Source organism: Phyllobacterium sp. GQ127 (assembly GCF_059758635.1).
Map to the genome: position 1 here is coordinate 84,778 of NZ_JCAXDZ010000009.1, position 25,015 is coordinate 109,792.

General features: G+C 56.7%; 17 protein-coding genes and 9 pseudogenes. 13 read left to right on the top strand and 13 right to left on the bottom strand.

The features are described from left to right. Positions 1-157: 157 nt before the first annotated feature. The 5 genes and pseudogenes from AC6CHM_RS22790 to AC6CHM_RS22810 all read left to right on the top strand — a co-directional run bounded on the left by AC6CHM_RS22790 (position 158) and on the right by AC6CHM_RS22810 (position 5,258). Positions 158-1,303 carry a PAS domain-containing protein gene (locus tag AC6CHM_RS22790; RefSeq protein ID WP_498175197.1) on the top strand — a complete coding sequence of 382 codons (1,146 nt, stop codon included), beginning with the start codon at positions 158-160 and terminating at the stop codon, positions 1,301-1,303. Then, complete coding sequence (locus AC6CHM_RS22795; protein WP_498175199.1) at positions 1,300-2,712, top strand: sigma 54-interacting transcriptional regulator; 1,413 nt, start codon at positions 1,300-1,302, stop codon at positions 2,710-2,712. The genes AC6CHM_RS22790 and AC6CHM_RS22795 overlap by 4 nt, the downstream gene beginning before the upstream one ends. A gap of 155 nt (positions 2,713-2,867) precedes the next feature. Beyond that, positions 2,868-3,264 (top strand): annotated as a pseudogene (locus AC6CHM_RS22800) (transposase); the annotation flags it as partial. A gap of 761 nt (positions 3,265-4,025) precedes the next feature. Further along, a complete protein-coding gene (locus AC6CHM_RS22805; RefSeq protein ID WP_498175201.1) occupies positions 4,026-4,295 on the top strand; it encodes a hypothetical protein in 270 nt (89 codons plus the stop codon). Between the two features lie 69 nt (positions 4,296-4,364). After that, on the top strand, positions 4,365-5,258 hold the full coding sequence (locus tag AC6CHM_RS22810) for an arginase family protein (protein WP_498175203.1): 894 nt from the start codon (positions 4,365-4,367) through the stop codon (positions 5,256-5,258). A gap of 219 nt (positions 5,259-5,477) precedes the next feature. Here the strand turns inward: AC6CHM_RS22810 and AC6CHM_RS22815 are convergent. From AC6CHM_RS22815 to AC6CHM_RS22855, 9 genes and pseudogenes are all read right to left on the bottom strand, one after another. Beyond that, a pseudogene (locus AC6CHM_RS22815) lies at positions 5,478-5,654 on the bottom strand (IS6 family transposase); the annotation flags it as partial. Between the two features lie 265 nt (positions 5,655-5,919). Next, positions 5,920-6,941 (bottom strand): annotated as a pseudogene (locus tag AC6CHM_RS22820) (IS110 family RNA-guided transposase). A 274-nt stretch (positions 6,942-7,215) separates the two neighbouring features. Continuing rightward, positions 7,216-7,662, bottom strand: coding sequence for a TetR/AcrR family transcriptional regulator (locus AC6CHM_RS22825; protein ID WP_498175206.1), 447 nt, complete (start codon positions 7,660-7,662; stop codon positions 7,216-7,218). 5 nt (positions 7,663-7,667) lie between these two features. Further along, positions 7,668-10,808, bottom strand: a complete 3,141-nt coding sequence (locus AC6CHM_RS22830) for a multidrug efflux RND transporter permease subunit (protein WP_498175208.1) — start codon at positions 10,806-10,808, stop codon at positions 7,668-7,670. Positions 10,809-10,819: 11 nt separating this feature from the next. After that, positions 10,820-12,019 (bottom strand): efflux RND transporter periplasmic adaptor subunit, encoded by a 1,200-nt coding sequence (locus AC6CHM_RS22835; protein ID WP_498175210.1) that lies wholly within the window; start codon positions 12,017-12,019, stop codon positions 10,820-10,822. A gap of 65 nt (positions 12,020-12,084) precedes the next feature. Then, positions 12,085-12,672 (bottom strand): TetR/AcrR family transcriptional regulator, encoded by a 588-nt coding sequence (locus tag AC6CHM_RS22840; protein WP_498175212.1) that lies wholly within the window; start codon positions 12,670-12,672, stop codon positions 12,085-12,087. 87 nt (positions 12,673-12,759) lie between these two features. After that, positions 12,760-12,992, bottom strand: a pseudogene (locus AC6CHM_RS22845) (IS6 family transposase); the annotation flags it as partial. A gap of 88 nt (positions 12,993-13,080) precedes the next feature. Next, positions 13,081-13,247 (bottom strand): annotated as a pseudogene (locus AC6CHM_RS22850) (DDE-type integrase/transposase/recombinase); the annotation flags it as partial. A 153-nt stretch (positions 13,248-13,400) separates the two neighbouring features. Next, positions 13,401-13,622 carry a hypothetical protein gene (locus AC6CHM_RS22855; protein ID WP_498175355.1) on the bottom strand — a complete coding sequence of 74 codons (222 nt, stop codon included), beginning with the start codon at positions 13,620-13,622 and terminating at the stop codon, positions 13,401-13,403. On the opposite strand from AC6CHM_RS22855, the gene AC6CHM_RS22860 reads away from it, so the two are divergent. From AC6CHM_RS22860 to AC6CHM_RS22885, 6 genes and pseudogenes are all read left to right on the top strand, one after another. Further along, on the top strand, positions 13,621-13,860 hold the full coding sequence (locus AC6CHM_RS22860) for a hypothetical protein (RefSeq protein WP_498175214.1): 240 nt from the start codon (positions 13,621-13,623) through the stop codon (positions 13,858-13,860). The genes AC6CHM_RS22855 and AC6CHM_RS22860 overlap by 2 nt on opposite strands. 89 nt (positions 13,861-13,949) lie before the next feature. After that, positions 13,950-14,934: pseudogene (dctP, locus tag AC6CHM_RS22865) on the top strand (TRAP transporter substrate-binding protein DctP). Positions 14,935-15,065: 131 nt separating this feature from the next. After that, positions 15,066-15,143 (top strand): annotated as a pseudogene (locus tag AC6CHM_RS22870) (TRAP transporter small permease); the annotation flags it as partial. Positions 15,144-15,169: 26 nt separating this feature from the next. Further along, positions 15,170-15,343: a hypothetical protein gene (locus AC6CHM_RS22875; protein WP_498175357.1), complete on the top strand. Its 174-nt coding sequence runs from the start codon at positions 15,170-15,172 to the stop codon at positions 15,341-15,343. Between the two features lie 19 nt (positions 15,344-15,362). Next, positions 15,363-16,638 (top strand): annotated as a pseudogene (locus AC6CHM_RS22880) (TRAP transporter large permease). 13 nt (positions 16,639-16,651) lie between these two features. After that, the gene (locus AC6CHM_RS22885; protein WP_498175216.1) at positions 16,652-17,092 is read left to right on the top strand and encodes a type II 3-dehydroquinate dehydratase; all 441 of its coding nucleotides are present in this window, start codon (positions 16,652-16,654) and stop codon (positions 17,090-17,092) included. A gap of 17 nt (positions 17,093-17,109) precedes the next feature. On the opposite strand, the pseudogene AC6CHM_RS22890 reads toward AC6CHM_RS22885, so the two are convergent. Continuing rightward, positions 17,110-17,296 (bottom strand): annotated as a pseudogene (locus AC6CHM_RS22890) (3-carboxy-cis,cis-muconate cycloisomerase); the annotation flags it as partial. Positions 17,297-17,588: 292 nt separating this feature from the next. Next, on the bottom strand, positions 17,589-17,723 hold the full coding sequence (locus AC6CHM_RS22895; protein ID WP_498175218.1) for a Y4lK-related protein: 135 nt from the start codon (positions 17,721-17,723) through the stop codon (positions 17,589-17,591). A 222-nt stretch (positions 17,724-17,945) separates the two neighbouring features. On the opposite strand from AC6CHM_RS22895, the gene AC6CHM_RS22900 reads away from it, so the two are divergent. Further along, the gene (locus AC6CHM_RS22900) at positions 17,946-18,845 is read left to right on the top strand and encodes an alpha/beta hydrolase (RefSeq protein WP_498175220.1); all 900 of its coding nucleotides are present in this window, start codon (positions 17,946-17,948) and stop codon (positions 18,843-18,845) included. Then, positions 18,835-19,620 (top strand): 4'-phosphopantetheinyl transferase family protein, encoded by a 786-nt coding sequence (locus tag AC6CHM_RS22905; protein WP_498175222.1) that lies wholly within the window; start codon positions 18,835-18,837, stop codon positions 19,618-19,620. The genes AC6CHM_RS22900 and AC6CHM_RS22905 overlap by 11 nt, the downstream gene beginning before the upstream one ends. Before the next feature lie 3 nt (positions 19,621-19,623). On the opposite strand, the gene AC6CHM_RS22910 is transcribed toward AC6CHM_RS22905, so the two are convergent. Continuing rightward, the gene (locus tag AC6CHM_RS22910; RefSeq protein WP_498175224.1) at positions 19,624-20,970 is read right to left on the bottom strand and encodes a lysine N(6)-hydroxylase/L-ornithine N(5)-oxygenase family protein; all 1,347 of its coding nucleotides are present in this window, start codon (positions 20,968-20,970) and stop codon (positions 19,624-19,626) included. Positions 20,971-20,996: 26 nt separating this feature from the next. Beyond that, positions 20,997-24,953 (bottom strand): non-ribosomal peptide synthetase, encoded by a 3,957-nt coding sequence (locus AC6CHM_RS22915; RefSeq protein WP_498175338.1) that lies wholly within the window; start codon positions 24,951-24,953, stop codon positions 20,997-20,999. Between the last annotated feature and the right edge of the window lie 62 nt (positions 24,954-25,015).

The following is a 25,015-nucleotide window of genomic DNA, read 5'->3' on the forward strand; positions in this document are numbered from 1 at the left end:
ACATTGCAAAACCCATGCCAATCCAAGAGTTACCGCAGGAACAACAGCTTACAGGTTTACCTGCTTTTCCTTGGACCGCAGTGTTGACAATTATCAACACTAGTGTTTCGAATATGCAGCATTTGCCGCCAGGCGCCGCTGTTGGGGGAGGGCTCCGATGACTGAACTCCGCACTGAAGACATTTTCCATTCGCAACTCGCGGGCATCCTCCACGACCGCATCGATCGGCAGCTCAATATTGTTGAGATCAGCGCGTCCGAGGCTGATCTGCTGGGGCGCTCCGGTGCGATGCTCACCGGCGGACCGGCCTCCTCGATTTATGATGCGCGCAGTCTCGATCGGTTCGCGACACTTCTTGCGGCATCCTCAGGGTCACCGGTCTGTTGTCCGGTGGAGCTTCTGCACACCGATGGCAGGTCGTTCCAGTTCGCCGCCTTCGTGGTTCCCGAATGCACCGACGATGGCGTGGCCTGCCTGGACATCTACAAGGCACAGGCGGTCGACCTGAACGATGAGATCCAGGCATTGGTCGAGAGCAACAAGCTGATGGGAGGCATCATCCAGATGGCGCGCGAGGCGATCTGGTGCATCGACTACGAGGAACCGGTTAATGTCTCCGGCTCGCAGGATGAGATCATCGACGGCATTTTCGAACAGCCGTGCGTCTGGAGCCTTTGCAACGTGGCGATGGCGCGAGCCTACGACTTGCCGGACGCGGATCATCTCTCCTCGAGAAGCGTCCGCTTTCACTGGCCCCGCAACCCCGTCAATGAAGCTTTTGTTCGAGAAGTTATCGCCAAGGATTTCCGCGTCGACGGAGCTCTATCCGAGGACTATCGTCTGGATGGTACGCCGATTTTGGTGGAGAACGATGTGCGTGCTCACATCGTCGGCAGCAAGCTATATCGGCTTTGGGGAACTTTGCGCGAAATAGCGCCAACTGCGAAGATTGCCACGCGAGAAGCTATCGAGCAGGCTGCGAGCGGGTTCGAGCTCCTACCCATCGCCGCAGCGATGATTTCAAGCGGCGGCGTCCTGCTCAACGCCAATGGGCTTTGGCAGGCGACCTTCGCCAAGGCGCCTGATCCCGTTGATCGCGTCGTTTACCGTTGCCTGACAGGCAATGGCAAGACGATGTCGTCGGGGGGACTGACCCCTCCCAGGCTGATCATGCTGCGCGACCACGGGGCCCCAGCAGGAACACTTTATTCTATCCGTGGCCGCTGGTTCCATGCTGGAGGAAAGGGAGAGAGCACGCTCGTGGTTACTGCCACGCCTGCCGCGGAAGGGGGAAGGGCGTGAAACCTCACTCCATTCCAGCTTTCCGCCCGCAACACAAGCGTCGTGGCCTGACGGCGGCCGACATGACGAAACTGTTGTCCGATGAGTCTGCCTGCGCGTTGCTCGAAATGCTCAACGATGGCGTGATCGTCTTCGACGAAAAGGGCCGGGTCACATTCCAGAGCCAGACCGCCCTTCGTGCCCTCCCCGAGCGCCTGGCGCCGTCCGGCCTAACTTCAGAACATAAGACAGCGGAGAGTCTGTCGGTGCGCACCGGCTGCGATCTCCGGCCGCTCGTTACCGGTCAATCAACGGGCATACGCTCCCTCACGCTCAAGCGGCCCGACGAGCAAGGTAGCGAGGAGTTGTCCGCCATCTTGCATAGCCTGCCGGACGAAACCGGCGCGCCGTCCATGCGGGTGGCCTTCCTGAAGGTACCTGCGCGGGACAAGGGTCAGACGGCCTCTGCGGAAAAGACACGGCGCGGCGAAACAATTCCGGTATTTCAGCAACGTCTCGAACCTTTGATTGAACTGGGTCTCAGAGCATTCAGAGCCAGGAGGCGCATCCTGCTGCTTGGTGAGACCGGAGTAGGCAAGACAACTCTTGCTATGCAGATGCACCACCAGAGTGGGCCCGCCGGACGGCCCTTCATCCACATTAACTGTTCAAGCATCAGCGAAAACCTGTTCGAAGCAGAAATGTTCGGCTATGAGCGCGGGGCCTTCACGGGCGCGCTTGCAAGCGGCAAGGCCGGCTTCATCGAGGCGGCTTCAGGCGGCACTCTCTTCCTCGATGAGATAGGCGACATGCCGCTCTCCCAGCAAGCGAAGCTTCTCAAGTTTCTTGAGGACGGTACAATTCAACCTGTCGGCAGTCCTCGATCAAGGTCCGTTGACGTCTATGTCGTTTGTGCCACCAACAGAGATCTTGCCAAAGAAGTCGCCGCACGACGGTTCCGGGAAGATCTCTACTATCGCATCGCGATGATCCCGCTGGAGGTCCCTCCGCTGAGAGCCTATCGCGGGGATCTTCCGGCAATCATTGACACATTGGTTGGCAACCTCAACTTGTCTCGGTACAAACCGCTTCGCTTGTCTCAGGAATGTCAGGCGCGAATGATTGCGCACGACTATCCAGGCAATATGCGCGAACTCATCGGAATGATTGCCCGACTTGACGTTCTGGCGGACGACGTTGCCGAGGTTCACCAGTTGCCGACGGCCATGCTGACATCGAATGCTGTCGCGGACGAAGGGCCGACGTCGTTGTCCAGTGGCCAGTCGCTCCGAACGCTGGTCCATGCCTATGAGAGGCGCCTCATTGAGCAAGCGGTTGCAGCATCGAAATCGAAGCGACAGGCGGCGAAATCTCTTGGAATGGACGTGGCCTCTCTTCTCCGCAAGCTCGCGCGCGACCAGCCAGGTTGAAACATTCTGCCCGCGCCGTAATCAAGAGGTAGGGCAGATTGCGAACTCAGATCCAAACTGGCGAGGGAAGCTCGCCCGCGGCTTGAGGCCTGGAGGATGCTGAGTGGGCGGCAGGCTTCCTTCCTGGCAAGCTGGGCTCGGCGTAAAAGCTACATATTCTTGCTATCCATCGCAATGACGACGTCAGCAAGAGACTTGCCACCATTCGCGGTATCGGAACGCTCACTGCATCCTGTCCTTCGGCCAACGTTCCGGATGCGAGCGTGTTTAAGTGTGGACGGAGTTTGCGGCTTGGATGGGTCTCGTCCCCAGACAATTCTCAACGGGCGGTAAACCGCGGCTCGGTTCCATTGCCAAGATGGGTAACCGGCGTTTGCGAGCGTTACTCGTAGTGGGAGCCCATGCTGCGCTCTACAGGATGAATCCGGCAAGACCCAAACTCCGTTGGCTGACTGGGCACGCTCGCTGTTATCAAAGAAGCCCTTCAAACTTGTGGCTGGGGCTCTCGCCAACAAGATGGCGTGCATTGCATGGGAATCCGGCCATTCATGATAGCAGAAAAAAGTAAATCCGCTCAAGAGTCGGGCGAATTCCTTGGTGGCTAGTCGTTAAGGCCGCCAGATTCGAAAATAGTGACAGTGGGCGAGCTACCCTGCATTCTTAACTGTCCGTACACTTTAGATGTTTTTCGATCGTGCGACGCAATCCGTGCTTATGTGCCATATGTTGGATCATCTTCGTTGTCGCAAACGGGAACTCTTCGAGAAGCGTCTGCCATGACGAGTTTGGGAAAAGCTGGCGCAAACGGCTGATCTCCTCGTCTGTCCAATGATGTCTCGAAGTGGAAAGGCCCAGCCGTCGACATTGAACACGAATTGCAGAACGTGAGCGGCCCGGAAGCTTAGCCTCTAAAATTGTATAGTTCGGATAAAATCGACGGCAGATTTGCATCTCTGCCTTCGTCCAATAAATTATCGCCTTCTGGGATTGCACGTCAGTTTGACCTTGCCAATTCATATCTAAAGACATCACACCATGCGTCGAATTGCAATTCGTCCCGTGCATCAAGCTCGACGACGGGGCAGAGCACCGCTTTGCCGATCTTGACGAAGGGCAAGCAGCATGGCGCGCCAATTTCTGAGCGTTCCGTTCGAAATTTCACCAAGATAACGCTCAACTACTTCTTCCGGAGGCAGTCGAAGGTGCCGGATTCATGTGAATTCATCTGCAACCGGTTTTTTCTGAAACGATCTACGCCCATCTTCGTTCTTTCAAAGTGTGAAGCCGAGCCGAACGAGAGTTGAGATGCTGTCATGTCGAACGGACAATCGCTCAATCTGGTAGAAACGGCCGCTATCGAAAACGCTGCCGAACTCGCCTTGAGGCTTTCTTCTGGTGGCGTGCCGATATTCCGCAGGCCATCTGCGAGGCTTACTAGCGCGACGTTCACGGGATCATGTTCGCTCGTGTTCCGGGCCATGTGGCAGTGCCGACAGCTACGTCTAGCTACCAATCGCTCCGATCTCTGGCTCACAGTGCCGGGTGGTTCGTTTGAAGTGGTGGACGCGGCTCGGCTGTTTTAGCAATGCCGCCGGTCGGTGCCGCGAACTGTCAGGCACCAGTCTTGATGGAATGAGAAAAAGGAGAATGCGATGTCCATGCATCGTTACGCCCTCATCGAGGCGCCTTCCACGCTGGGTCTGGCGACCGACGGCGTCGAAGGCCTCTCCGACAGACTTCTCGGATTCGGCCTTGCCGACCGTATCAATGCACGGCGCGCCGGCCGACTTCAGGTCCCGCAGAAGAATCCGGTGCCCGATCCCGGCACGCGAATACTGAACGCCAAAGCCATCGCGGATTGGTCACCCAAGTTGGCGGATACCGTAGAAGCGGTGCTGGATGCGGGCGAATTTCCGGTGGTGCTGGGCGGCGACTGCACGATCTTACTGGGTTCGATGCTCGCCCTCAGGCGGCGCGGTCGCTATGGGCTGCTCTTCATCGACGGTAATGCTGACTTTTTCCAGCCTGAGGCGGAACCCAACGGCGAGGGCGCGTCCATGGACCTGGCCTTCGTTACCGGATATGGGCCAGCGCTGTTGAGTGATATCGAAAATCGTTCTCCACTGGTGCGGCCCGAAGATGCCGTGGCGTTCGCCTTTCGTGATCACGAAGATCAGGCGAGCTTCGGCAGCCAGCCCCTTCCCACAGACCTTCGCGCCTATGATCTCCACGCTGTTCGTAGCATGGGTGCGGAAAGCGCCGCCCGCGCCGCGGTTGACCACTTGATGCGGGCGGATCTGGATGGCTTTTTCATCCATCTCGACGCCGATTGTCTCGACGATGCCATCATGCCGGCGGTCGATTTCCGCGTGCCCGGCGGACTGTCGTGGAATGAACTTGGGACAGCGCTCCGCATTGCCCTGGAGGGCGGAAAGGCGGTCGGCCTCGAGGTTACCATCTACAATCCGCGCCTTGACGAGGATGGCAGCGCTGGCCGCGGCCTGGCCGACGTGCTGGCGGCCGCACTCGGAACTGTTGCGAGTTGACGCTACTTCAGGTGATGCTAGATCACGAAAATAGGCGGCAAGAATGCAATGTCGGGGATCAAAAAAGAGGCGTGATACGAGGCCAATCCTGTAAACGATTTGTGGTGTCACAGGAAACGATAGCCTCCATGTTGGTCTGACTACTGTCGATGACAACGCGGTCGGGTCGGCCATTACGTGCTAGCGCTCTTCTGAAGAACTGCTTTGCCGATGGCAGGTCACGCTCCGCTTGCGTAGGTTGAAACGCTCCTGCAGTTGCAGGGCATAACGGACCGTCCAGCGGTGAATGGTCGTGTGGTCGACGGCAATGCCCCGCTCGGCCATCATCTCTTCCAGATCACACAAGCTCAGACTGTAGGCCAGGTACCAGCGCTGGTAGTGAAAACGTTGCAACATGTATGGACGCCCCGGTGGGTGCAAGAAGAATCTTTTAGAAGAGATATTGCGTGTAGCCGGGTGCTGACATGTATCCGGCCTCCTGATGCAGCGTTCAACATGCCGCGGGCCTATATGGGAGTTCGCAGACCGGGTCCAATTCACAACCGCGTGCTCAAGGCACTTTGTTGCAATCTGGTTTTCCCGATCTCGTCTCGTCGACCGTTACGCCATATCCTCCATCTGACCTTTCTACACCTCCGGCAGCCTCACGATCGTTGCAGGGTTACTCTGCCGCGATCTGAGCTCGATAAATTCCACCTTTGGTCATCAAGCCCAGACGATACGAGCCATCTTGTTGGCAAACGCAAACCTCACCAGCATGGGCGGTTTGCGTTTGAGCATACTCGCCAGCCACGATCCTGCCACGGCTCCTTTCGTGCTGCCACCGTACAACGGCACTCGCTCCGATGATGAGCAAGCGGCGCAAGATTCGTTCCCCCATCTTCGAGGTTCTGCCAAGTCGCTGTTTACCTCCTGTGGAATGTTGCAGTGGTGTGAGCCCGAGCCACGCCGCAAAATCACGTCCGCGTTTGAACGTCTCGGCTGCCGGTGCCAACGCCGTCAGCGCCGTGGCGATGATTGGACCAATCCCGGGAATGGTCATCAGGCGACGCGCAACTTCATCCTCTTTGGCACGGCGGGCAATCTCGGTATCCAGAAGCCTGATGCGCTCATCCAATGTACGCAGCATTTCGACTAAAACCTCAAGCACCGGACGCGCCATATCGGGCAAAAGCCCCTCCGGCTCCTCCACAATCATTACCAGCTTGGCAGCGTGGGCCGGACCCTGGGCAACAATAATTCCGAACTCGGCTAGATGCCCCCGCAGCGCATTGATGATCTGGGTTCGTTGCCGTACGAGAAGATCGCGTGCCCGGAACACAATGGCCGCAGCTTGGCTCTCCTTGCTCTTCACAATGACGAAACGCATCTTGGGCGAAGCGCTGCTTGACAGATTGCTTCAGCATCAGCAACATCGTTCTTTTGCCGTTTTACAAATGGTTTCACATAGACGGGCGGTATCAAACGAACCGTTTGACCGAGTTTGCCGATTTCCCGACCCCAATAGTGACTGCTGGAACAAGCTTCCATCGCAACCGTACAATTCGGCTGTTTGGCAAAGAATGCAAGCAACTGATCGCGCCGAAGTTTCTTGCGCAAATGCACGCAACCGGCCCCGTCAGAGCCATGGACCTGTAACACATTCTTCGCCAAATCCAGTCCGATAATGCTAATCTCTTTCATGGACGCCTCCTTTAAATGGTGATCAACGTCTCCATTCTGGCACATAGATGCCGTCGGGGGCGTCCACCCCATCACAACCTACTCGAATGGTGGTCGAGATTTCCTGGCACAACATAGACTCCGACAAGATGAGCCTCGAAGCGGCGTGCGAATTCTGCAGCAATGCGAAGACGTCAAACACTTGTAGGTGTCGCATCGAAGAAACCCACGATATTCCCGAAAGTCGTGAGGTCCCCGAATGGGTTCGGTTGAGCAAGAATAAGTTGAAGAGTTTCTATTCCTTTGGCTTGAGGTGCAGCATTTTTATCAAGCTTCGCATTCTTTCAACGTTGCTTTGTGCATTGTCGGCTATAGAGGAGGTATTCGCGCTGGGCACCTCGCTATCCAGATAGTCCATAATTCCGGACAACAGGTGAGGGCTCTCTGAGGCCGCGATCAGCGCTGTGGCTGCCAGGGGGTCAATAGACGTGTCCGTGTTCATTTTCGCATTTTGACTATAGTATTTTAGCATTGCTGCAATGAGGTCGCCTTTTGTGGAAAAATGATGAAGCAACCCCCCTTTGCTGATGCCCGCTTTTCTGGCGACAGATGCTAGGGTGACATGGCCAAATCCTTGTTCCAGTGCAACACACAGCGCGGCACAAAACAGCTTCTCCTGACGAATATTGCCCTTGACTGTTCGCCACTTGGGAGCCTTTCGTTTTGCATGAGCAACTGCCATTGTCTTTACTCTGCCGGAACTGGTGCTTCATCAGATGCTGAATATTGTTTTTTCTCTTTGCCTTCGCCGAACAGTTTCATCACGAAGACGAAAAAGACCGGTACGAAGAAAATGGCAAGGACGGTTGCGGAGATCATGCCGCCGAGCACACCCGTACCGATTGCATTCTGACTGGCAGCACTTGCACCCGTTGCAATCGCCAGCGGCACGACACCGAGCGTGAAAGCCAGCGACGTCATGATGATCGGCCGGAATCGCAGGTGGCAGGCTTCGATCGTCGCTTCCAGCAGTGGTTTACCCTCGGCACGCAGATCCTTGGCAAACTCGATGATCAGGATGGCGTTCTTTGCCGACAGGCCGATAATAGCGATGAGACCCACCTTGAAGTAGACGTCATTGGGCATATCGCGCAGCATGACCGCCGCAACCGCGCCGATAACGCCGAGCGGAACGACCATGATAACCGAGATCGGGATAGACCAGCTTTCGTAGAGCGCCGCGAGCAGCAGGAAAACGAAGATGATGCTGAGCGCGATCAGGAATGGCGCTTGCGAGCCGGACTGGATTTCCTGAAGTGACTGGCCGGTCCATTCATAGCCAAAACCTTGAGGAAGGTCGGCAGCAAGCCTTTCCATTTCGGCTATGGCGGCACCGGAGGAGTAACCCGGCGCCGCCTGTCCGCCGATACGCACGGCCGGATAGCCATTGTAACCGACAAGCTGGGCTGCGCCCTTCGACCACTCGACATTGGCAAAAGCCGATAGCGGAACCATTCCGCCGCTGGCATTGCGCACATTGAGCTTGAGAAGATCATCGGTCTTCATGCGGTTACCGCTATCGGCCTGAACCGTCACGCGTTGCATGCGCCCGGCATTGGGAAAGTCGTTGACATAGGACGAGCCGAGATTGGTCGAGATCGTCGAATTGATATCGGCAAAAGTGATGCCGAATGTGTTGGCCTTCTCGCGGTCGATGACGAGGTGGACCTGTGCGGCATCAGGCATGCCCTCGACACGCAGTCCGGTGACAATCTTGCTTTTTGCGCCCTCGGCCAGAAGCTGGGCCTGCGCGGCCAATAGAGCAGCGGTGCCCTGACCGCCACGATCCTGCAACCGGAAGGTGAAGCCGTTGGAATTGCCGAGGCCCTGGATTGGTGGCGGAGACAGGGCGAAGGAGATAGCGTCCTTGATCTGTGAAAGCGCACCATTGGCCCTGCCGGCAATCGCCGCAGCCGCATTTTCCGCATCGCGTTCGCTCCAGTCTTTAAGTGTGACAAAGGCAAGGGCGGCATTGTCGCCTGCACCGGAGAAACTGAAACCGCTGATCATGACCATCCGGTCGACGCCGGGTTCTTTTTCGAAGGTTGCCTCGACATTCTTGACCACATCGCTGGTGCGGTTGGCGCTGGATTCAGCCGGGGTCTGCATGTCAACGAGCACGAAGCCCTGATCCTCATTGGGCAGGAAGGCCGATGGCAGCTGGATGAAGGACCATCCCAGGCCGATCAGCAGCGCCACATAAATGAGCATGAAACGGCCGGACCGGCCGATCAGCCAGCCGACAGTGGACGAGTACTTGTGCGAAGTGCGGTCGAAGCCGCGATTGAACTTTCCGAAAAAGCCCTTCTTCTCGTGATGTCCCTTTGGGATTGGCTTGAGGAAGGTGGCGCACAGCGCCGGTGTCAATGACAACGCCAGAAAGCCGGAGAACAGGATCGATACGACCATGGTCAGGCTGAACTGTTTATAGATGACGCCAACAGCCCCGGGAAAAAACGCCATGGGAACGAAAACCGCTGTCAGCACCAGCGTGATGCCGATAATGGCGCCGCTGATCTGTTTCATGGCCTTCTTGGTCGCCTCCTTCGGCGACAGCCCTTCCTGAGCCATGATGCGTTCGACATTTTCCACGACGACGATTGCGTCATCGACAAGGATGCCGATGGCGAGGACCATGGCGAACATGGTCAGGACGTTGATGGAGAATCCCGTCGCCAGCATCACCGCACAGGTTCCAAGCAGCGCCACCGGCACGACGAGGGTGGGGATAACCGTATAGCGGAAGTTCTGCAGGAAGAGGAACATCACCACGAAGACAAGCGCGATGGCCTCAAGCAGCGTGTGAATGACCTTCTCGATGGAAACCTTGACGAAAGGCGAGGTATCATAAGGTACGGAATATTCGAGCCCAGCGGGGAAATAGCGAGACAGTTCCTCCATCTTGGCGTTGACGGCGGTTGATGTGGCCAGTGCATTGCCTGTCGGTGAAAGCTGCACACCGATGGCGGCGCTCGGCTTGCCGTTGAGACGCGTGGAGAATGTGTAGCTTTCCGCGCCCACCTCGATACGGGCGACGTCACGCAGACGCACCGAAGACCCGTCCGGATTGGCGCGCAGCACGATCGAGCCGAATTCCTCGGCAGAGGTCAATTGCCCGCGCACAAGAACGGTTGCCGATATCTGCTGGTTGACAGGATTGGGCTGTGCGCCGATGCGGCCCGCTGCAACCTGCGCGTTCTGGGCGGTGATCGCACGCGTTATATCGTCAGAGGTGAGATTAAGTCCGATCATCTTGTCCGGATCGATCCACACGCGCATGGCGCGCTGCGTGGCAAAAAGCTGTGCACTGCCGACGCCATCGATGCGCTTGATCTCACTGAGCACGTTGCGGCTGAGATAATCGCCAAGACCGACGGCGCCGACGGAACCATCGGTCGAACTGAGAGCGACCAGCATCAGGAAGCCGCTGCCGGCCTTGTCGACGCGAATACCCTGCTGGGTCACCGATTGTGGCAATCGTGGCTCGACGCGGCGGACGGCATTTTGAACATCCACCGATGCCTGCCCGGTTTCGGTGCCAGGTTCGAAGGTGGCGGTGATGGTTATCCGCCCGGCCGAATCCGATGTGGATTCGAAGTAAAGCAGGTTTTCAACGCCATTGAGCTCTTCCTCAATGGGCTTTGTCACACTTTGGTACATGTCCTCCGGCGAGGCACCCGGATAGCTGGTATTGATCGAGATTTGGGGCGGCGCGACGCTCGGGTATTGCGCGATCGGCAGGAACGGGATGGAGATGACACCCGCAAGCATGATGAATATGGCGACCACCCATGCGAAGATGGGTCGTTCAATGAAAAATTGTGGCATGGGATCGGCCTCTAACCCTGGCGTGATTTCGTTGTGGAGGTTCCGGCTGGATCATTTTTCACCGACGCATCGCCGTCCTTGGCCCATTTTGATGGCTTGACGGGCGCACCCGGCCTTATCTTCTGAAACCCTTCGACAATGACACGGTCACCGGCGGCAAGACCCTCTTCGACGATGATACGCTCGTCGACGACACGGCCGACACGCACCGGCTTGAGCTGTGCAACGTCGTTTGCGCCGACAACATAAATCTGAGCATTGCCGCCCGTATCGCGTTGGACCGCCTGCTGCGGCACGGCGATGGCATTTTGCTGAACGCCTTGTTCAATCTGAACGCGGACATACATGCCGGGCAGGAGATCGCCATCGGGATTTGGAAACTCGCCGCGCAGTGTCACCTGACCGGTGGTCTCATCGACGGCAGCTTCAGAAAACAGGAGCTTGCCCGCGTCCTTATACTGGCTGCCATCGTCAAGCTTGAGGTGTACGCGCGCTGCGCCTTCGCCGGTGCTGGCGATTGCGCCCGCCGCCAATGCCTTGCGGAGCCGGATCAGGTCGTTTGAAGACTGGGTGAAATCCGCATAGACCGGATCGAGCTGCTGGATTGTTGCAAGGTTCTCGGTACCGTTGGCGCTGACGAGTGCGCCTTCGGTGATCATCGCCCGGCCGATACGGCCCCTGATCGGGGCCCTGACATCGGCATATTGCAGGTTGAGCTTTGCTGCAGCCAGATTGGCCTCAGCGCCCGCCACATCGGCATCGGCCTGGGCAAGCGCTGCAACCGCATTGTCAAGCGCCTGGGCGCTGGCAAAATTGCTCGACTTCAGCGAATTCTGCCGGTCGGCCTGCTGGCGGGACTGCAATTGTACGGATTTTGCCCGCAGAAGCGTGGCTTCCGCGCTCTGGACCTGAACCTGAAACTGCGCGGGATCGATCCTGTACAGGACATCTCCCTCATTGACGAGACTGCCCTGTTCGAAGACGCGTTCCACGACAATGCCAGATACCCGCGGGCGCACCTCGGCAATGCGTGTGGGTGCGATACGGCCGGGAAGTTCGTTGGTGATCGAGATGGGTTCCGCCTTCACGGCAATGAAGCTGACCGGCGAGGGTGGCGGGGCAGGGGCCTTTTCGGCTGAGCTCTGCGACTCGCTGCAGGCAGCGGCAAACAGAGGAAGAAGCAAGGCAAAGGCAATTCGTGTCGCGTTCATGGGTTGGTTTCCGTGATATTCATCTTGGGAGGATGACAATGGGAAGGAAGTGGTTGGGGTGACGTCTAGGACGCCTGTATCTCGGGCAATTTCTTATCCGCTTGCGGTTCAACATCGATCAACCAGTTGATTTCACGCAAGATCCGGCTGCGTTCTTTCTCCGGCCAGCTGTGAAGGTCGAGATACTCGAGCAACTTGAGGCCTTCCAGCGCAAGGTAGGCAAGGAGGGCGCCGCGGGGATTGGTGGACGTTTCCATGACTTGAGCGATCATTGTCGCCTGTTCTTTTTGAATTCCGGATCGCAGTTGCGCATCCTGCGCCAGAGCTGAACATAGATTGAGTGCAACAGCGCGTACCTCATCCTGGAGCGGGGTGGACGCCGCGAGAACACGCCCGCGCATAATTGCACTTGGCATGTCGCCAAGCCCGTCCGTTAATTCCTGAATAACGGCCTTGTCATGGGCGACGCGGCGTTCGATGATGGCCTGGATCAACGCCTGTTTGGACTTGTAGTCGTAGATTACGCTGGCTTTGCTGATGCCGGCCTGTTCAGCAACAGCATCAAGCGTGAGACGCGCTGCGCCATCCCGCACGACCACGAATTCTGCCGCATTCAGAATCTCTTCCTGATCGATGACGCGTTTCCGTCCCATGGTACGAAGCCTGTGAATAATTTATTTCCGACCGGATGGTTTTTAATGTTGCGATGCAAAATGTCAAGCGATAAATGGGCTGATCTCCTAAATGTGATATGACGCGGCGACTTTCCACTCGGCCATGGTGCCGAAGCGATGCAAGTGGAATTGAAATGCGGACCGGCTTGTGCGAGTGGGACGAAGAGATTGCGGACTGCAAAGAAGTTCGAAATGAAATCGTGCAGGCTGCCCGGCGAACAGAAGGCCTGCATCACTGCTTCGCTTTTTCTCAACGGCACGTGGGAGCTCTCCTCCCGGTTATTCAGACCGATGTTCGACGTGGGCCGTGACCTGACACCGGGCAGGTCCCCAACAACGCAGTTGCCGGCGATCATCCGATTGGTCGGCATGCCTTGTTGTCTGCGGTCGTTTGAGCAATCGCCTCGCTGCCTTTCCGTTGCGGCGGCTCTGGACAATTTCATCGAGGACATATCTGTTCTGATCAACAGCACGCCATAGGCAATGCTTTTTGCCATTGATGCTGATGACCATACTTCGTCGAGATGCAAGATATCATCACGGCCCGGTTGCTTGCTATGGCTGGGCATTCAGACGGCCGTCTGGCCACCATCACGTGGCTGTCCTCGAAACTTCAGCCACATTGCGCCGGCGATACAGCGAGTACTCACTTGACCATTTCTACGTAAAGAACCTTGCTACGCCGGGAGATTCAGGCATCTCTCCACTTAAACCTTTGGCATGCCCATGGGCCGCATGAAACGCTTCTGCGCGGCGATGCGGAACTGCGCATTTGGCGCGCCGTAGCCCTTGTAGCCGCCACGACGCTCGACGATCTCGAAGAAGAAGCCTTCCCCATAGTTCGGGCTGTAGAGCTGGAAATACTCGCCATGTTCATCAAAGGTGATCGCAGCCGCCGACGGCCTCGTCAACACGACGGCGCTGGGCATGGCGAAATATCCCGGTACTCCTTTTCCCGTCGAGCTTCTGAAGCCACGCTATTGGGTTGCGGATATCGTCTATTTCCCGCCGGAGACAGAGCTTCTGCGCTGTGCCAGCAGGCTCGGCTGCAAAGTTCTTCCTGGTATCGGCATGGCCATCGGGCAAGCCGTTCGCGCCTTCGAGCTTTTCACGGGGCGGGCTGCGGATATGAGCGCCATGGCCAGTCACTTCGAGGCAGCTGCATGAACCTTACGCCCCGCAAATCGCCGCATAGAGGGCACGGAGAGCCCGGCGAAACGCGCTTAGACTTCTAGTATAAAAAAGGGAGAACTATGATGATTATCAGTACCAACCGCCGGCAATTTCTGATCGGCACAGGAATAGCGGCAACTGCGGTGGCTTTTCCCGCCTTTGCCGAGGATAAACCGAAGCTGCGTTTCTCGGCTGTCTTCTCGGAGCAGGACATTCGGGCCGAGATGATGCAGAAATTCACCGACGGCATAAAGGACGATTTTGCCTTCGAGGGTTACTATGGCGAGAACCTTCAAGCAGGGGACCGAGCTGGTCGCCATCCAGCGCGGCAATATCGAGATGGGCAACTTCGCCCCGCAGGACATCTCCAAGCAAATCCCGGCCTGCTCGATCCTGACGTCCGCCTATCTCTTCCGCGATGCCGGGCACCTCAAGACCTTCTTCAACAGCGATCTCGGTGCAGAGATGAAGAAAATGGCGGAGGAGCAGCTTGGGATACGCGTGCTGGGCCCCACCTATTTCGGCGCCAGACAGGTCGGCCTCAAGCCGGACAAGGAGATCAAGACTCCGGCCGACACGGCGGGCATCAAACTGCGCATGCCGAACGGCGACGCGTGGCAATTCCTGGGCCAGGCGCTCGGCGCAAATCCGGTTCCAATGGCCTATGCCGAAGTCTATACCGGACTTCAGACGGGCGCGATCGACGGCCAGGACAATCCGCTCCCCAATGTCGAGAACATGAAGTTCTATGAGGTGATATCGCAAATCGTGCTTACATCGCATCTGGTTGGCTTCGATCTTCTCGTCGTTTCCAAGAAGATCTGGGATGAGATGGGCGCCGGAAAGCAGGCGCGCTTCCAGGCCGCTGCCGATGCGGCGATCGATCTCAGTACCGATCAACACCTTGCGCGCGAAGCCGAGCTCGTCGAATTCTTTAAGGGAAAAGGGCTCAAAATCTATGAGCCCGATGTTAGCGCGTTCCGAACCCACGCGCAGGAAAAGTACCTGGCGTCGGATCTCGCGAAGGATTGGCCACAGGGCATGCTCGAGAAGATCAGCGCGCTTTGATCGTTACGAGGGCTGAGACCGCACGCTCAGTCCTCGTTCATTCCTTTTGAATCTCCGGAGGGGGCATGAATTTGACGAGAGGCAGCGTTGGCCGCTGGCTTTACCGGCGGGCGGAGAATGTGCTTGCGGCGATGCTCGCCGCCTTCCTACTGCAGATCATCCTCCGCTATGTGCTTAACCTGTCGATCGGCTGGACAAATGAAGTAAGTGTGGTCCTCTGGATCTGGATAGTGCTTTGGGGCGCGGCATCGTTCTTCGCGAGGAGGAGATCCGCTTCGACGGGCTCTTCTCGATCTATATCGTCTTCATGGTGGCCGTCATCATCCGCTACATCTGGCTCTGCTGGCGAGCCATGCGCAGCACCGAGCCGCAGGAGTTGGATCCCGCCAATATAGGGTCCGGACTATGAGCTCGCCAGTCCGTTCTCCATCTCGATCGTGGCGATCACAATCCTTGCCTTCCTTGGCCTGCCGATCGGCCATTCAATGATTGCAGGTTCGGTTCTTTACCTCTTGCTTGCCGGCCTCGACATGGGCACGGCAGCTGGGCAGCTGCTCAATGGGATGTATTCCAACTACATCATCCTCGCCGTGCCTCTGTTTGTCCTTGCGGCCGAGCTGATGAACATCGGCTCCATGACGGAACGGCTCCTGAAATTCTGCGATGCGGTAGTAGGCCGCTTCCGGGGCGGGCTGGCGCATCAATATCCTGCAGAGCATCATCTTCGCCGGCATGTCGGGCTCGGCGATCGCCGACGCCGCCGGCACCGGCAAGATGATGCAGAACATGATGACCGCCAACGGCAAATATCGCGCAAGTTTCGCGGCGGCGCTGACGGCTGCCACCGCGGTCGTCGGCCCGATCATTTCGCCCTCGATCCCGATGGTGCTCTACGCGCTCGTCTCCGATGCCTCCATCGGCTATCTCTTTCTGGGCGGGGTAGTGCCTGGTCTTCTCATGGCTCTGGCGCAGATGATCATCGTGGTGATCGCCGCCCGCCGCGAAAATTTACCCGTCGAAAAGCCCACGCCCCTGCGCGATCTTCCAGGCATCACCTGGCGCGCCTTCCCGACGCTGATGATGCCGGTTGTCCTGCTCGGCTGCATCTATACCGGGGTCACCACGCCGACCGAAGCGGCGGCGATCGCGGCGGCCTACGCACTCATCATTTCCGTGGTGCTCTACCGTAGCGTGAGCTTCCGCGACTTCTACGGTTCGGTGCTGGCGAGCGCCCGCACGAGCGCTTCCATCGGCATGCTCATCGCTGACGCACTGGTTTTCAACTACGTCGTGACGGTGGAAAATATCCCCAACGACATCAGAACATTGTTCATGTAATGGGGTCTGTCGCCGACCACCTATCTCATTCTTGTGAACATCCTGCTTCTGCTGCTTGGATGCCTGCTGGAAGGCACGACGATCCTTCTCGTCGTGATACCCGTACTCGTTCCCATAGCACAGGCTCTCGGCATCGATCTCGTCCATTTCGGCGTGATGGTCGTGGTCAACATCATGCTGGGCCTGATTACGCCGCCCTATGGCCTTCTGCTCTTCGTTATGACGCGGATCGCCGATGGTCTCATGAAGGACCTCGTAAGGGACGTTCTCCCGTTCCTCTTCGCCATGATCGGCGCGCTCGCGCTCATCACCTTCGTCCCCGACGCGGGGCTCTGGCTGCCCCGACTTCTGGGCTATCAGGCCTGAAAGGAAATCCCCGATGACCACCAAATCAATTTTCGTCCTCAACGGCCCCAATCTCAACCGTCTTGGAAAACGCGAGCCTGATATCTACGGCAGGACGACACTCGCCGAGATCAAGGCAATGTGTATGGAGGCGGCGGGCAGCCGGCCCCTCCGGTTCCACCAGTCGAACTTTGAAGGCGAGATCGTCAACTGGATTCACGAGGCGATCGATGAAGGTGCTGCAGGGATCATCATCAATCCGGCCGCGCTCACCTTCACGTCCATCGCGATCCTCGATGCATTGAAGATGTTCCCGGGGCCCATCATCGAGCTCCACATCTCCAACATTCATCAGCGCGAATCTTATTATCACAATTCCTTCGTGTCCAAGGCCGCGACCGCGGTGATGGCTGGTTTTGGTGCACACCGTTATGCTGTAGCTGTTCGGGCTATTGAAGATCTCTTGACCGGATGACCGCCCGTTGCCCTGCTTCAGGTTCGATCCCTGTTGATTCGGACGATTTTATCGGCAAGAGCCAGTGCCAGATTAAGAGCGCTGCCTGATGCGGCGACAATGGTGAAGACCCGAAATCTGCACGGCATTAAACCGAGCCAGACTGACCAGAACCTCGGCTGCGACCGGATTCTGCTTGTGCGGCATGGCCGACGAACCGCCGCCAATTACTTTTCCTGCGCGCGGGTTCGGAATGTGCTGACATCGGGCTGATAGATTTTGAGCCCTTTTCCCTTAAAGAACTCGACGAGCTCGGATCCGCGCGCAAGGTGTTTATCGGTACTGAGGGTCGGGATCGGAATTCATCAAGGAAGTCCACCTCGTGAAATGCCAAGATGCCGCCGGGCCGCAGCCGCGTAGCCGCGCGGCGGATCGTGTCGACCGGGTCCGGCAAGTAGCATAGGATGTAGCGGCCGATGACGGCGTCGAATTACTCCAGTGCAGAATGAATTCCGGCCTAGTTGGGCTGCGGATTCTTCGACCAATATTCTATGGAGTTGTCGTCTCGGAATCTTCCGAGCGAACGCAGGTAAGCGACGATCTCGAACCTGAGAAAATTCTGGTCGCCGTACTTTTGCTTGATTCGCCCCACTGGTTCGCAACTTTATCGTAGTCTTCGCCGGGTATGTCGGCATCGCAAATTACGTCCATATCGCCGCCGCCCGCGCATATATCGCACCGGCTTCGATAACCTTAATTATCACGAGCCGCATCAATCCTGCCTTCCTATGATTGGGATATATGAATTTAAATATTGACCATTATTATCATGTTTAATAACTCCCTACTGAAACACATTTGACAAGATGGACTTATGACAGGTTTCTTCAATTCACGTCCCGTGTTGCTCGGCAATACAACGTTTCACGACGTCACCTCCGAACGGAATGGTCAAACCTACCGGATATTCATCTATTGTCCCGGTGGCGAAGCGCCAGCCAATGGTTGGCCGGTCCTCTATATGACCGACGGAAATGCAGTGATTGGGACGGCTGTCGATGTGATGCGGGCGCAACCAAATTATCCCAATGGCACCAATGTCGCAGAGGGTGTCATTGTGACCATCGGCTACCCGCTTGATGCCGCCTATGATCCCTTGCGCCGGTCCTGGGATCTTGGACCGCCACCCGGCAAGACCTATCCTCCTTTCTTTGAGAACAGCCCTGAGGTGAAAACCGGGGGAGCTGAAGATTTTTTGAATTTCATTGTGGATCAGGTCAGACCGGACGTCGAGGCGATGCTTCCTATTGATCGCAACCGTCAGGCATTGTTCGGCCACTCTTTCGGTGGCCTCTTTGTGCTTTACAGTTTTTTTACAAGGCCAGCGGCTTTCACAATCTGGATCGCCGCCAGCCCTTCCATCTATTGGGAAAACAAGTCGATTGAGCGGTTCTATCCGGATTTTGAAGCCTTGCCGGCAACAAGTGCCGGCGCGCAGCTATTCCTGTCCTGCGGAGAATATGAGACTGAAAAACTAGCGCCGTTTCAAATTGGGGCTGCCGATGAGGCAGAGCGGCTGGCGCAAAAGAAGGTTACCCTGAATGATGTCTACGCTGCCGAACTGACGGACCGGCTGAACAGCCTGCCAGGGCGGCCGGTATATGCGCAGTTTGAAATTCATCCAGGCGAAAATCACATGTCGCTTCTGCCGGTTGCCGTCAATCGCGCGATCCAGCATGCCTTTGCTATCAGGAAGCAGGTGAATGCTGGATGAAATGAACCGAAGGCCAAGTGCTATGCTGCTTGGCGATCCAATTACAAGCTTGCCAGATATTTCTGCTTTTGTGCCGGAAAAGGCCGGAGCATGTGTCGATATCTGGTGGTGGCCCTATGAGAACGAGGTGAACTGGAACAGCATACGCTCGGAACTGACAACAAGTGAGCAGGAGCGAGCTTCAGCGTTTCATTTTAAAAAGGATGCCATTGCTTTCATGGCAGGACGGTATCTGCAGCGTTCAATACTATCACAATACACCTCAGTGCCTGCAAAGGATCTGACCATCGCCATTGGGCCGCAGGGCAAGCCATATATAGCCAACACCAGGATCGCTTTCAATTTGACGCGTACTGAAGGCCTGGTGGTCTTTGCGATCAGCCGCGACTGCATGACATTAGGTATCGACGCTGAATCGATTGAGACAGCTATCGAGCCGGACACATCCTTATTATTCTGTTCGACTGCGGAATCGGAGATTCTGGAGGCTCTTCAAGGCAAGGAACGCCAATTGCTCCTTATAAGCTATTGGACCTTGAAGGAAAGCCTGCTCAAAGCAGTGGGCAGCGGCCTTATGGCAGCTCCAAACGAGCTGAACATTTGGCTAGACCGGACAGCAAACGCCATTCGCATTGATCAGAGATCAGCGCGCGATAGCGCCTTCTGGCATCATTGTCTGCTGCAGGCGCCATCCGGTCATTCGATCGCCATTTCGATACAGTCAGATCAGGCAAAGCTGACTTTGCGCCAGCAGAAACTGCCTGATCCAGAGTAATTTTCAGTAATCAACGACCATGGGCTGGTCCATAGCGCTGTGACCGCTGGACAGCCAGTTAATCTGTGAATCGTGCGGTTCCAGATCAAAGTGATCACGTCCCAGCATCGCGTTGATGATATGTGCGCTTCGCCAGGCCATGAGACTGAGCTGCGAATCGGCAATACCATGGCTGTATCGTCCGGCATTTTGTGCAAAAATCCGGTTCTGTTTCGGGCCATTCCAGTTCAGGCAATAATCATCGCTCAGCACCGGCCTGTTATGGCGGTCGATCTGGACACTGTCCTGTAATCCGCCAAACGCATCGGGGAGTTTGAACTGATAGCCTGTCGCTAAAACAATTGCATCGGCATGGGCTACTTCGACACCGCCATCAAAACGGTTGCGTACGATCAGGCGGTAGCCATCCTTATCGGCTTCCATCTGGATGACGTTGCGGTTGGGCGAAAGCTTGGCATCAATGGTCTGGTTTTCCAGATAACGCAGGCTGTAAAGCCGCCGGTAAATGGCGTTGATCGTCGAAATGGACAGCCCGTCACTGGTCAGGATCGAAGCTTTCAGTGCATCCAGCTTCTGGTCGCTGTTGAGATGGAGATAGGCGTAGACATATTCCGGCGAGAAGACCTGATTGGAAAACGCCGTATCGTTGATCGGCTCGAAATTATGCCGGCGGCTGAACCAGTTGAGTTCCTTCAGCGTCGACTTTGAGTTCAGCAGCGCTTCCACGACTTCGCCTCCACTCTGTCCACCGCCAATGACTGCGATGCGCGATGCATTGAGGCCAGGCAGGCGGTGCTTTGCCTCCGAATTGTGGAAACATCGTTCACCGAGGAAGGGTGTGGCCCAGGACGGTACGGACGGCGTTGTACCCGTACCGAGCACGAGATTTCTGGCGGTTACTGCACCGTTATCGAGCCGGACGAGGAATTTGTCCTTATTGAATTTAACCTCCCTCACGGTAGAGTCGAAACTGAGGCTTTTTAGTCGGCTGGCTACCCACTCCAGATATCGCGCAAATTCACGACGCGGCACCGCATCGTACTGGGCGTTGAGAAAGGCATAGAGCCGCTTATGGGCAACGAGGTAGGAAATGAACGACCATGGGCTGGTCGGCATGACCGGAGTGACAAGGTCCTTTAGATAGGAAGACTGCAGTTCGACATCCGGTAGCATCATGCCTGGATGCCAATCGAAACTTGCGCGGCTTTCGTAGAAGTGCGCGCGGACATTCCCGACGCCGTCAAGGAGCGATGCCAGGCTGAGATTCGAAGGTCCGATACCGATACCGGCCAAATCCAGGGTGTCGCTGGCGGGACCGGTTCGATCATTGTTTGCAAACATCGCAGTCATCAGAATTCCTTTCGGTGACGCGTTGATCAAAGAACTTCATTCAGCCGGTGTGCCAGCCGGCTGTGAAACGCCTGGGAGCCGATCACGTGCAGATGGTTGGTACCGGAGATGATTTCCGCAGGGGTGGCTCGAGGGGAATAGCGGCGCCAGTCGATGAGGTTGAGACCCCGGTTCAGACTGTCGTCGGCCGCCCAGGAATGGATGGGTACATTGTGAGGCTGCAGTTGATGACGCCGGAAGATCAGGGCGTTGTCGATCAGGATCCAGAACGTGTGTTCGCGACTGCTGATATCGGGACCATCTGTCGGGAGTTCATCCTTTTCGTCGCCGACAAAGCGCAGGAACTGGTTATAGGTATCCGCGTCCATGACACCCAGCAGCCGGTCCCATTCCCCGCGCATCGCGGTTCGCGCCAGCCATTCCTGTACCATCCCGTGCAGCTGATCGCGTTCTCCGGGCTTGAATCGAGGCGTTGAGCCAATGGCGAATTCAGTTCCAAGGTCACAAACGTCGACCATGGTGATCAGACGCAGATCGATCTCGTCGCCTAGCCTGCGCGCCGCCTCATAGGCAAGCAATCCGCCCCAGGACCAGCCGAGGAAATAGCAGGGCTGGCCTTTGCTGTGGTTCCGGATGTAATCAACATAGCTCTCGATGATCTCATCGACGGAGGCGCCGATCCGCTTTTGTTCGGAGAGCGAGTAACAGATGAAGCCGGTCGCCGGCTGGTCAGCTCCGAGATAGTCAACCAGCTTGACATATTCGCGCGTGCTGACAAGCAATCCGGGGAAGCAATAGAGCATGGGCTTCGTGCCCGAGGCGCGCAGCACGATCACCTCACTTCCCGCCTGTTCGTTGCCAGCCTCGATGATTTTGGCGAAGGAGCGAATTGTCGGATTGTTGAAGAGATCGGCAATTGTCGTGCGGTTCTGCGGCTTGCGCTGACGTAATGCGGAAAGAATCCGGATAGCGCCAAGCGAATTGCCGCCAATGGCAAAGAAATTGTCCTCGACGCTGATTGGACTGACATTCAGGATCTGTTGCCAGATATCGAGAACTTCCGCCTCCACCGCGTCCTGTGGCTCGAGGATCGTTCGCTTGAGGGGTGTCGGCGCAGGGAGTGCGAAGCGATCGAGCTTGCTGTTCGGATTGATCGGCATGCTCACGAGCGCAACGATCGCTGAGGGAACCATATAGGCGGGCAAAGCACGCTCGAGCGCCGAATGAATATCGGCGATCTCCAGTTCCCTTCCCTGTTTTGGCACGACATAGGCGACGAGCATCTTCTGTTTGGTGGCTTCATCGTCACGCAGAACAACGAGTGCTTCGCCAACCCCATCCTGTTGCAGCAGTGCAGCTTCGATCTCGCCGAGCTCGATGCGATAGCCTCGCAGTTTCACCTGATGGTCGACGCGGCCGACAAATTCCACAGTGCCATCCTCGCGCCAGCGAGTGAGATCGCCGGAACGGTAAAGGCGTCCACCTTCTTTTGAAAACGGGTCGGGAATGAAACGGTCGGCGGTAATGTCAGGCTTGCCGATATAACCGCGGGCCATGCCTTCGCCGGCGATATAGAGTTCACCTGTCACTCCGACAGGGCAGGGGTTCAAATCAGGATCAAGCACATAGACGCGGCGATTGCCAACCGCGCGACCGATCGGCGCGTAAGTCCCTTCGAATTTCTGACCAGCTCGCACTTTCCAGACCATCGGCGTCATGATGGTTTCGGTGGGCCCATAGCCATTAATCAGCCACTCAGACTTCAACGCTTTGGACAAAAGATCGAAAGTCTGCTGGGCAAGACCTTCACCGCCGAACGAATAAAGCCGCATCGGCGGCGCACTGTCGGTAAGATCAGCCCATTCAGCCAGTTGCTGCAGATAGGTGGTGGGAATGCTGGCATTGTTCGCCCCATGCCTGCGCATGGCCGTCAGCGATTCTTCCGGCGTCCAGAATGGCTGGTCGGGAAGGATGATACTGCCGCCTTCCATGAGTGGGTTCATCCAGCGTTCGTGCCCGCCATCGGAACTGAAGGGCAAAAACGGCAGTTCGCGCGACACTTCACTCATACCGTAGACGCGAGAGGTGTTCTGCATGTGATGGGTCAAGGGACCGTGTTCGACGGCCACTCCCTTTGGAAGCCCGGTCGAACCGGACGTATACATAATATAGGCGAGCTGGTCCTTGTGAACCTGCACATCAGGGGCTGTGTCGGGTTCGTTGCTCAGGTCCTGTTTGTCCAGCTCCAGAATGATGGCATCGAGCCCTTCCGGAATACGTTCAAGCAGCCAGCTGTTAGTCAGAATTACCTTTACACCGCCATCCCGCAGGATGTGGTGATTGCGCTTTGTTGGATGATCAGGTTCGACGGGAATGTAGGCACCGCCTGCCTTCAGTGTTGCGAGGATGCCGACAATAGCTTCAGGCGATCGCTTTACAGCAATGGCGACACTTACATCCGCGCCGACACCAAGTTTAATCAGCCGGTGTGCAAGCCTGTTGGCGCTTTTATCAAGCCTCGCATGGCTCCAGACCTCGTCAGCAAAGATGATGGCGGTCTTGTCCGGTGTCCGCGCCGCATGGACGGCGATATGTTCATGCACAGGCCGGTCATCATTGACACCATCATCCTCGTAGGGAGCGGAGAGGATGTCGAGCTCGTCCTCGGTGAGGAGTTCGATATCCCGAATGCGGACGCCTCTTCCGATTACAGATTGCCACAAAATACGGCCGAAGTGGGTAGCCGCGCGTTCAATCAGTGCCGGTTCATAGATATCCTCGGCATAGTCGAAAAGCCCATCCAGCCCGCCGGACAGATTGGGAGAAACCACAAGCGCAAGTTCGGCATCGGAACGGGGTGCGAGACCAGAGAATAGCCCTGAAAGGAGAGCCGATTGGGCACGAGGCTCACGAAATTCGAACAGGGATTTGACGATTGCATCCTGTTCGCGTTCCTCATGCGTCTGGATTTCTTGCACAAGCCGTTCGTAAGGAATGAGGTGCTGTGTGCCTGTTGTGATAGCAGAGGTCACTGCGTGGCAAACGTTGTGCATGTGCATGCTGGAGGTAAGTTCAAGCTTCAGCGGCAGAATTTGCTCGGTGCGGCAAAGAGTTTGCCGGCAGTCATCTTCGCCGTAGCAGTCGGTCAGCAGGACGCCGTACTGCAGCCCATGGGTGCCACTATAGCGACCAAGCAAGACCGTGAAGGCTGCCGCCAGGACTACATCTGCCTTCACACCGTGGTGCTTCGCATAAACGCAGATGTTGTTCCACAGTGCTGCATCCAGCTGGAAGGGGAAGCGGCGGCGCCGGGCGCTCGCATAGCCACTGGCGTTGAAACGCGTTGGCAAAGTCGTTGCATTATACTCTTCGCCCATCAGTCCATGCCAATGGGCAAGAGCCGACGTGAAGTCTGCTGTCTCCAGCCATTCTTCTTCGCGAAGGCCATGCTTCAGATCATCATCACTGGCAGGAACGAGCGCTTCGCCCTCAACAAGGGCAATCAAGTCTCTTTGCAGGATCGCCAGTGCACCTTCGTCGCAAACGATAGGGTGCAAGGCGATTGCGGATATGAGTGCGCCTTTCGATACTATCAGCTGACAGCGGGAAGAAACGCCGTCAAGCAGGTCGAAGGGACGAGACAGAAAACCGTTACGCTCTGCTTCTGCCTCTGCTGCGGGGAGGGGATTGCTGTCACTGCCAAGGGTTTCTATCGGAGGCACGTCGCCTACGACAGAGAATTGCTCGATGCGCCCGCCTGCGAAACGGCGAAAGCGCATCCGCAAGGCGCTGTGGCGTTCGGCCAGTTTGGCCAATGCCTGCTGCATCTGGTCGAGAGAGACAGTTATGTTCCAATGCAAAGACAGAATCTGGGGCGGAAAAACCGTGTTATTGCCGATCTGCTCGAGTGACCAGATGCGCCTTTGTGCCAGGGTGAGAGGAAAGCTGTCGGAGTTGGCGTGGCTTGGACTGTTCACCGCCATTAGGTTGTTTTTCGTGTCCGGTGCAAATAGCTTGTTCATGTCTTCACCCGTCTGATATCTGG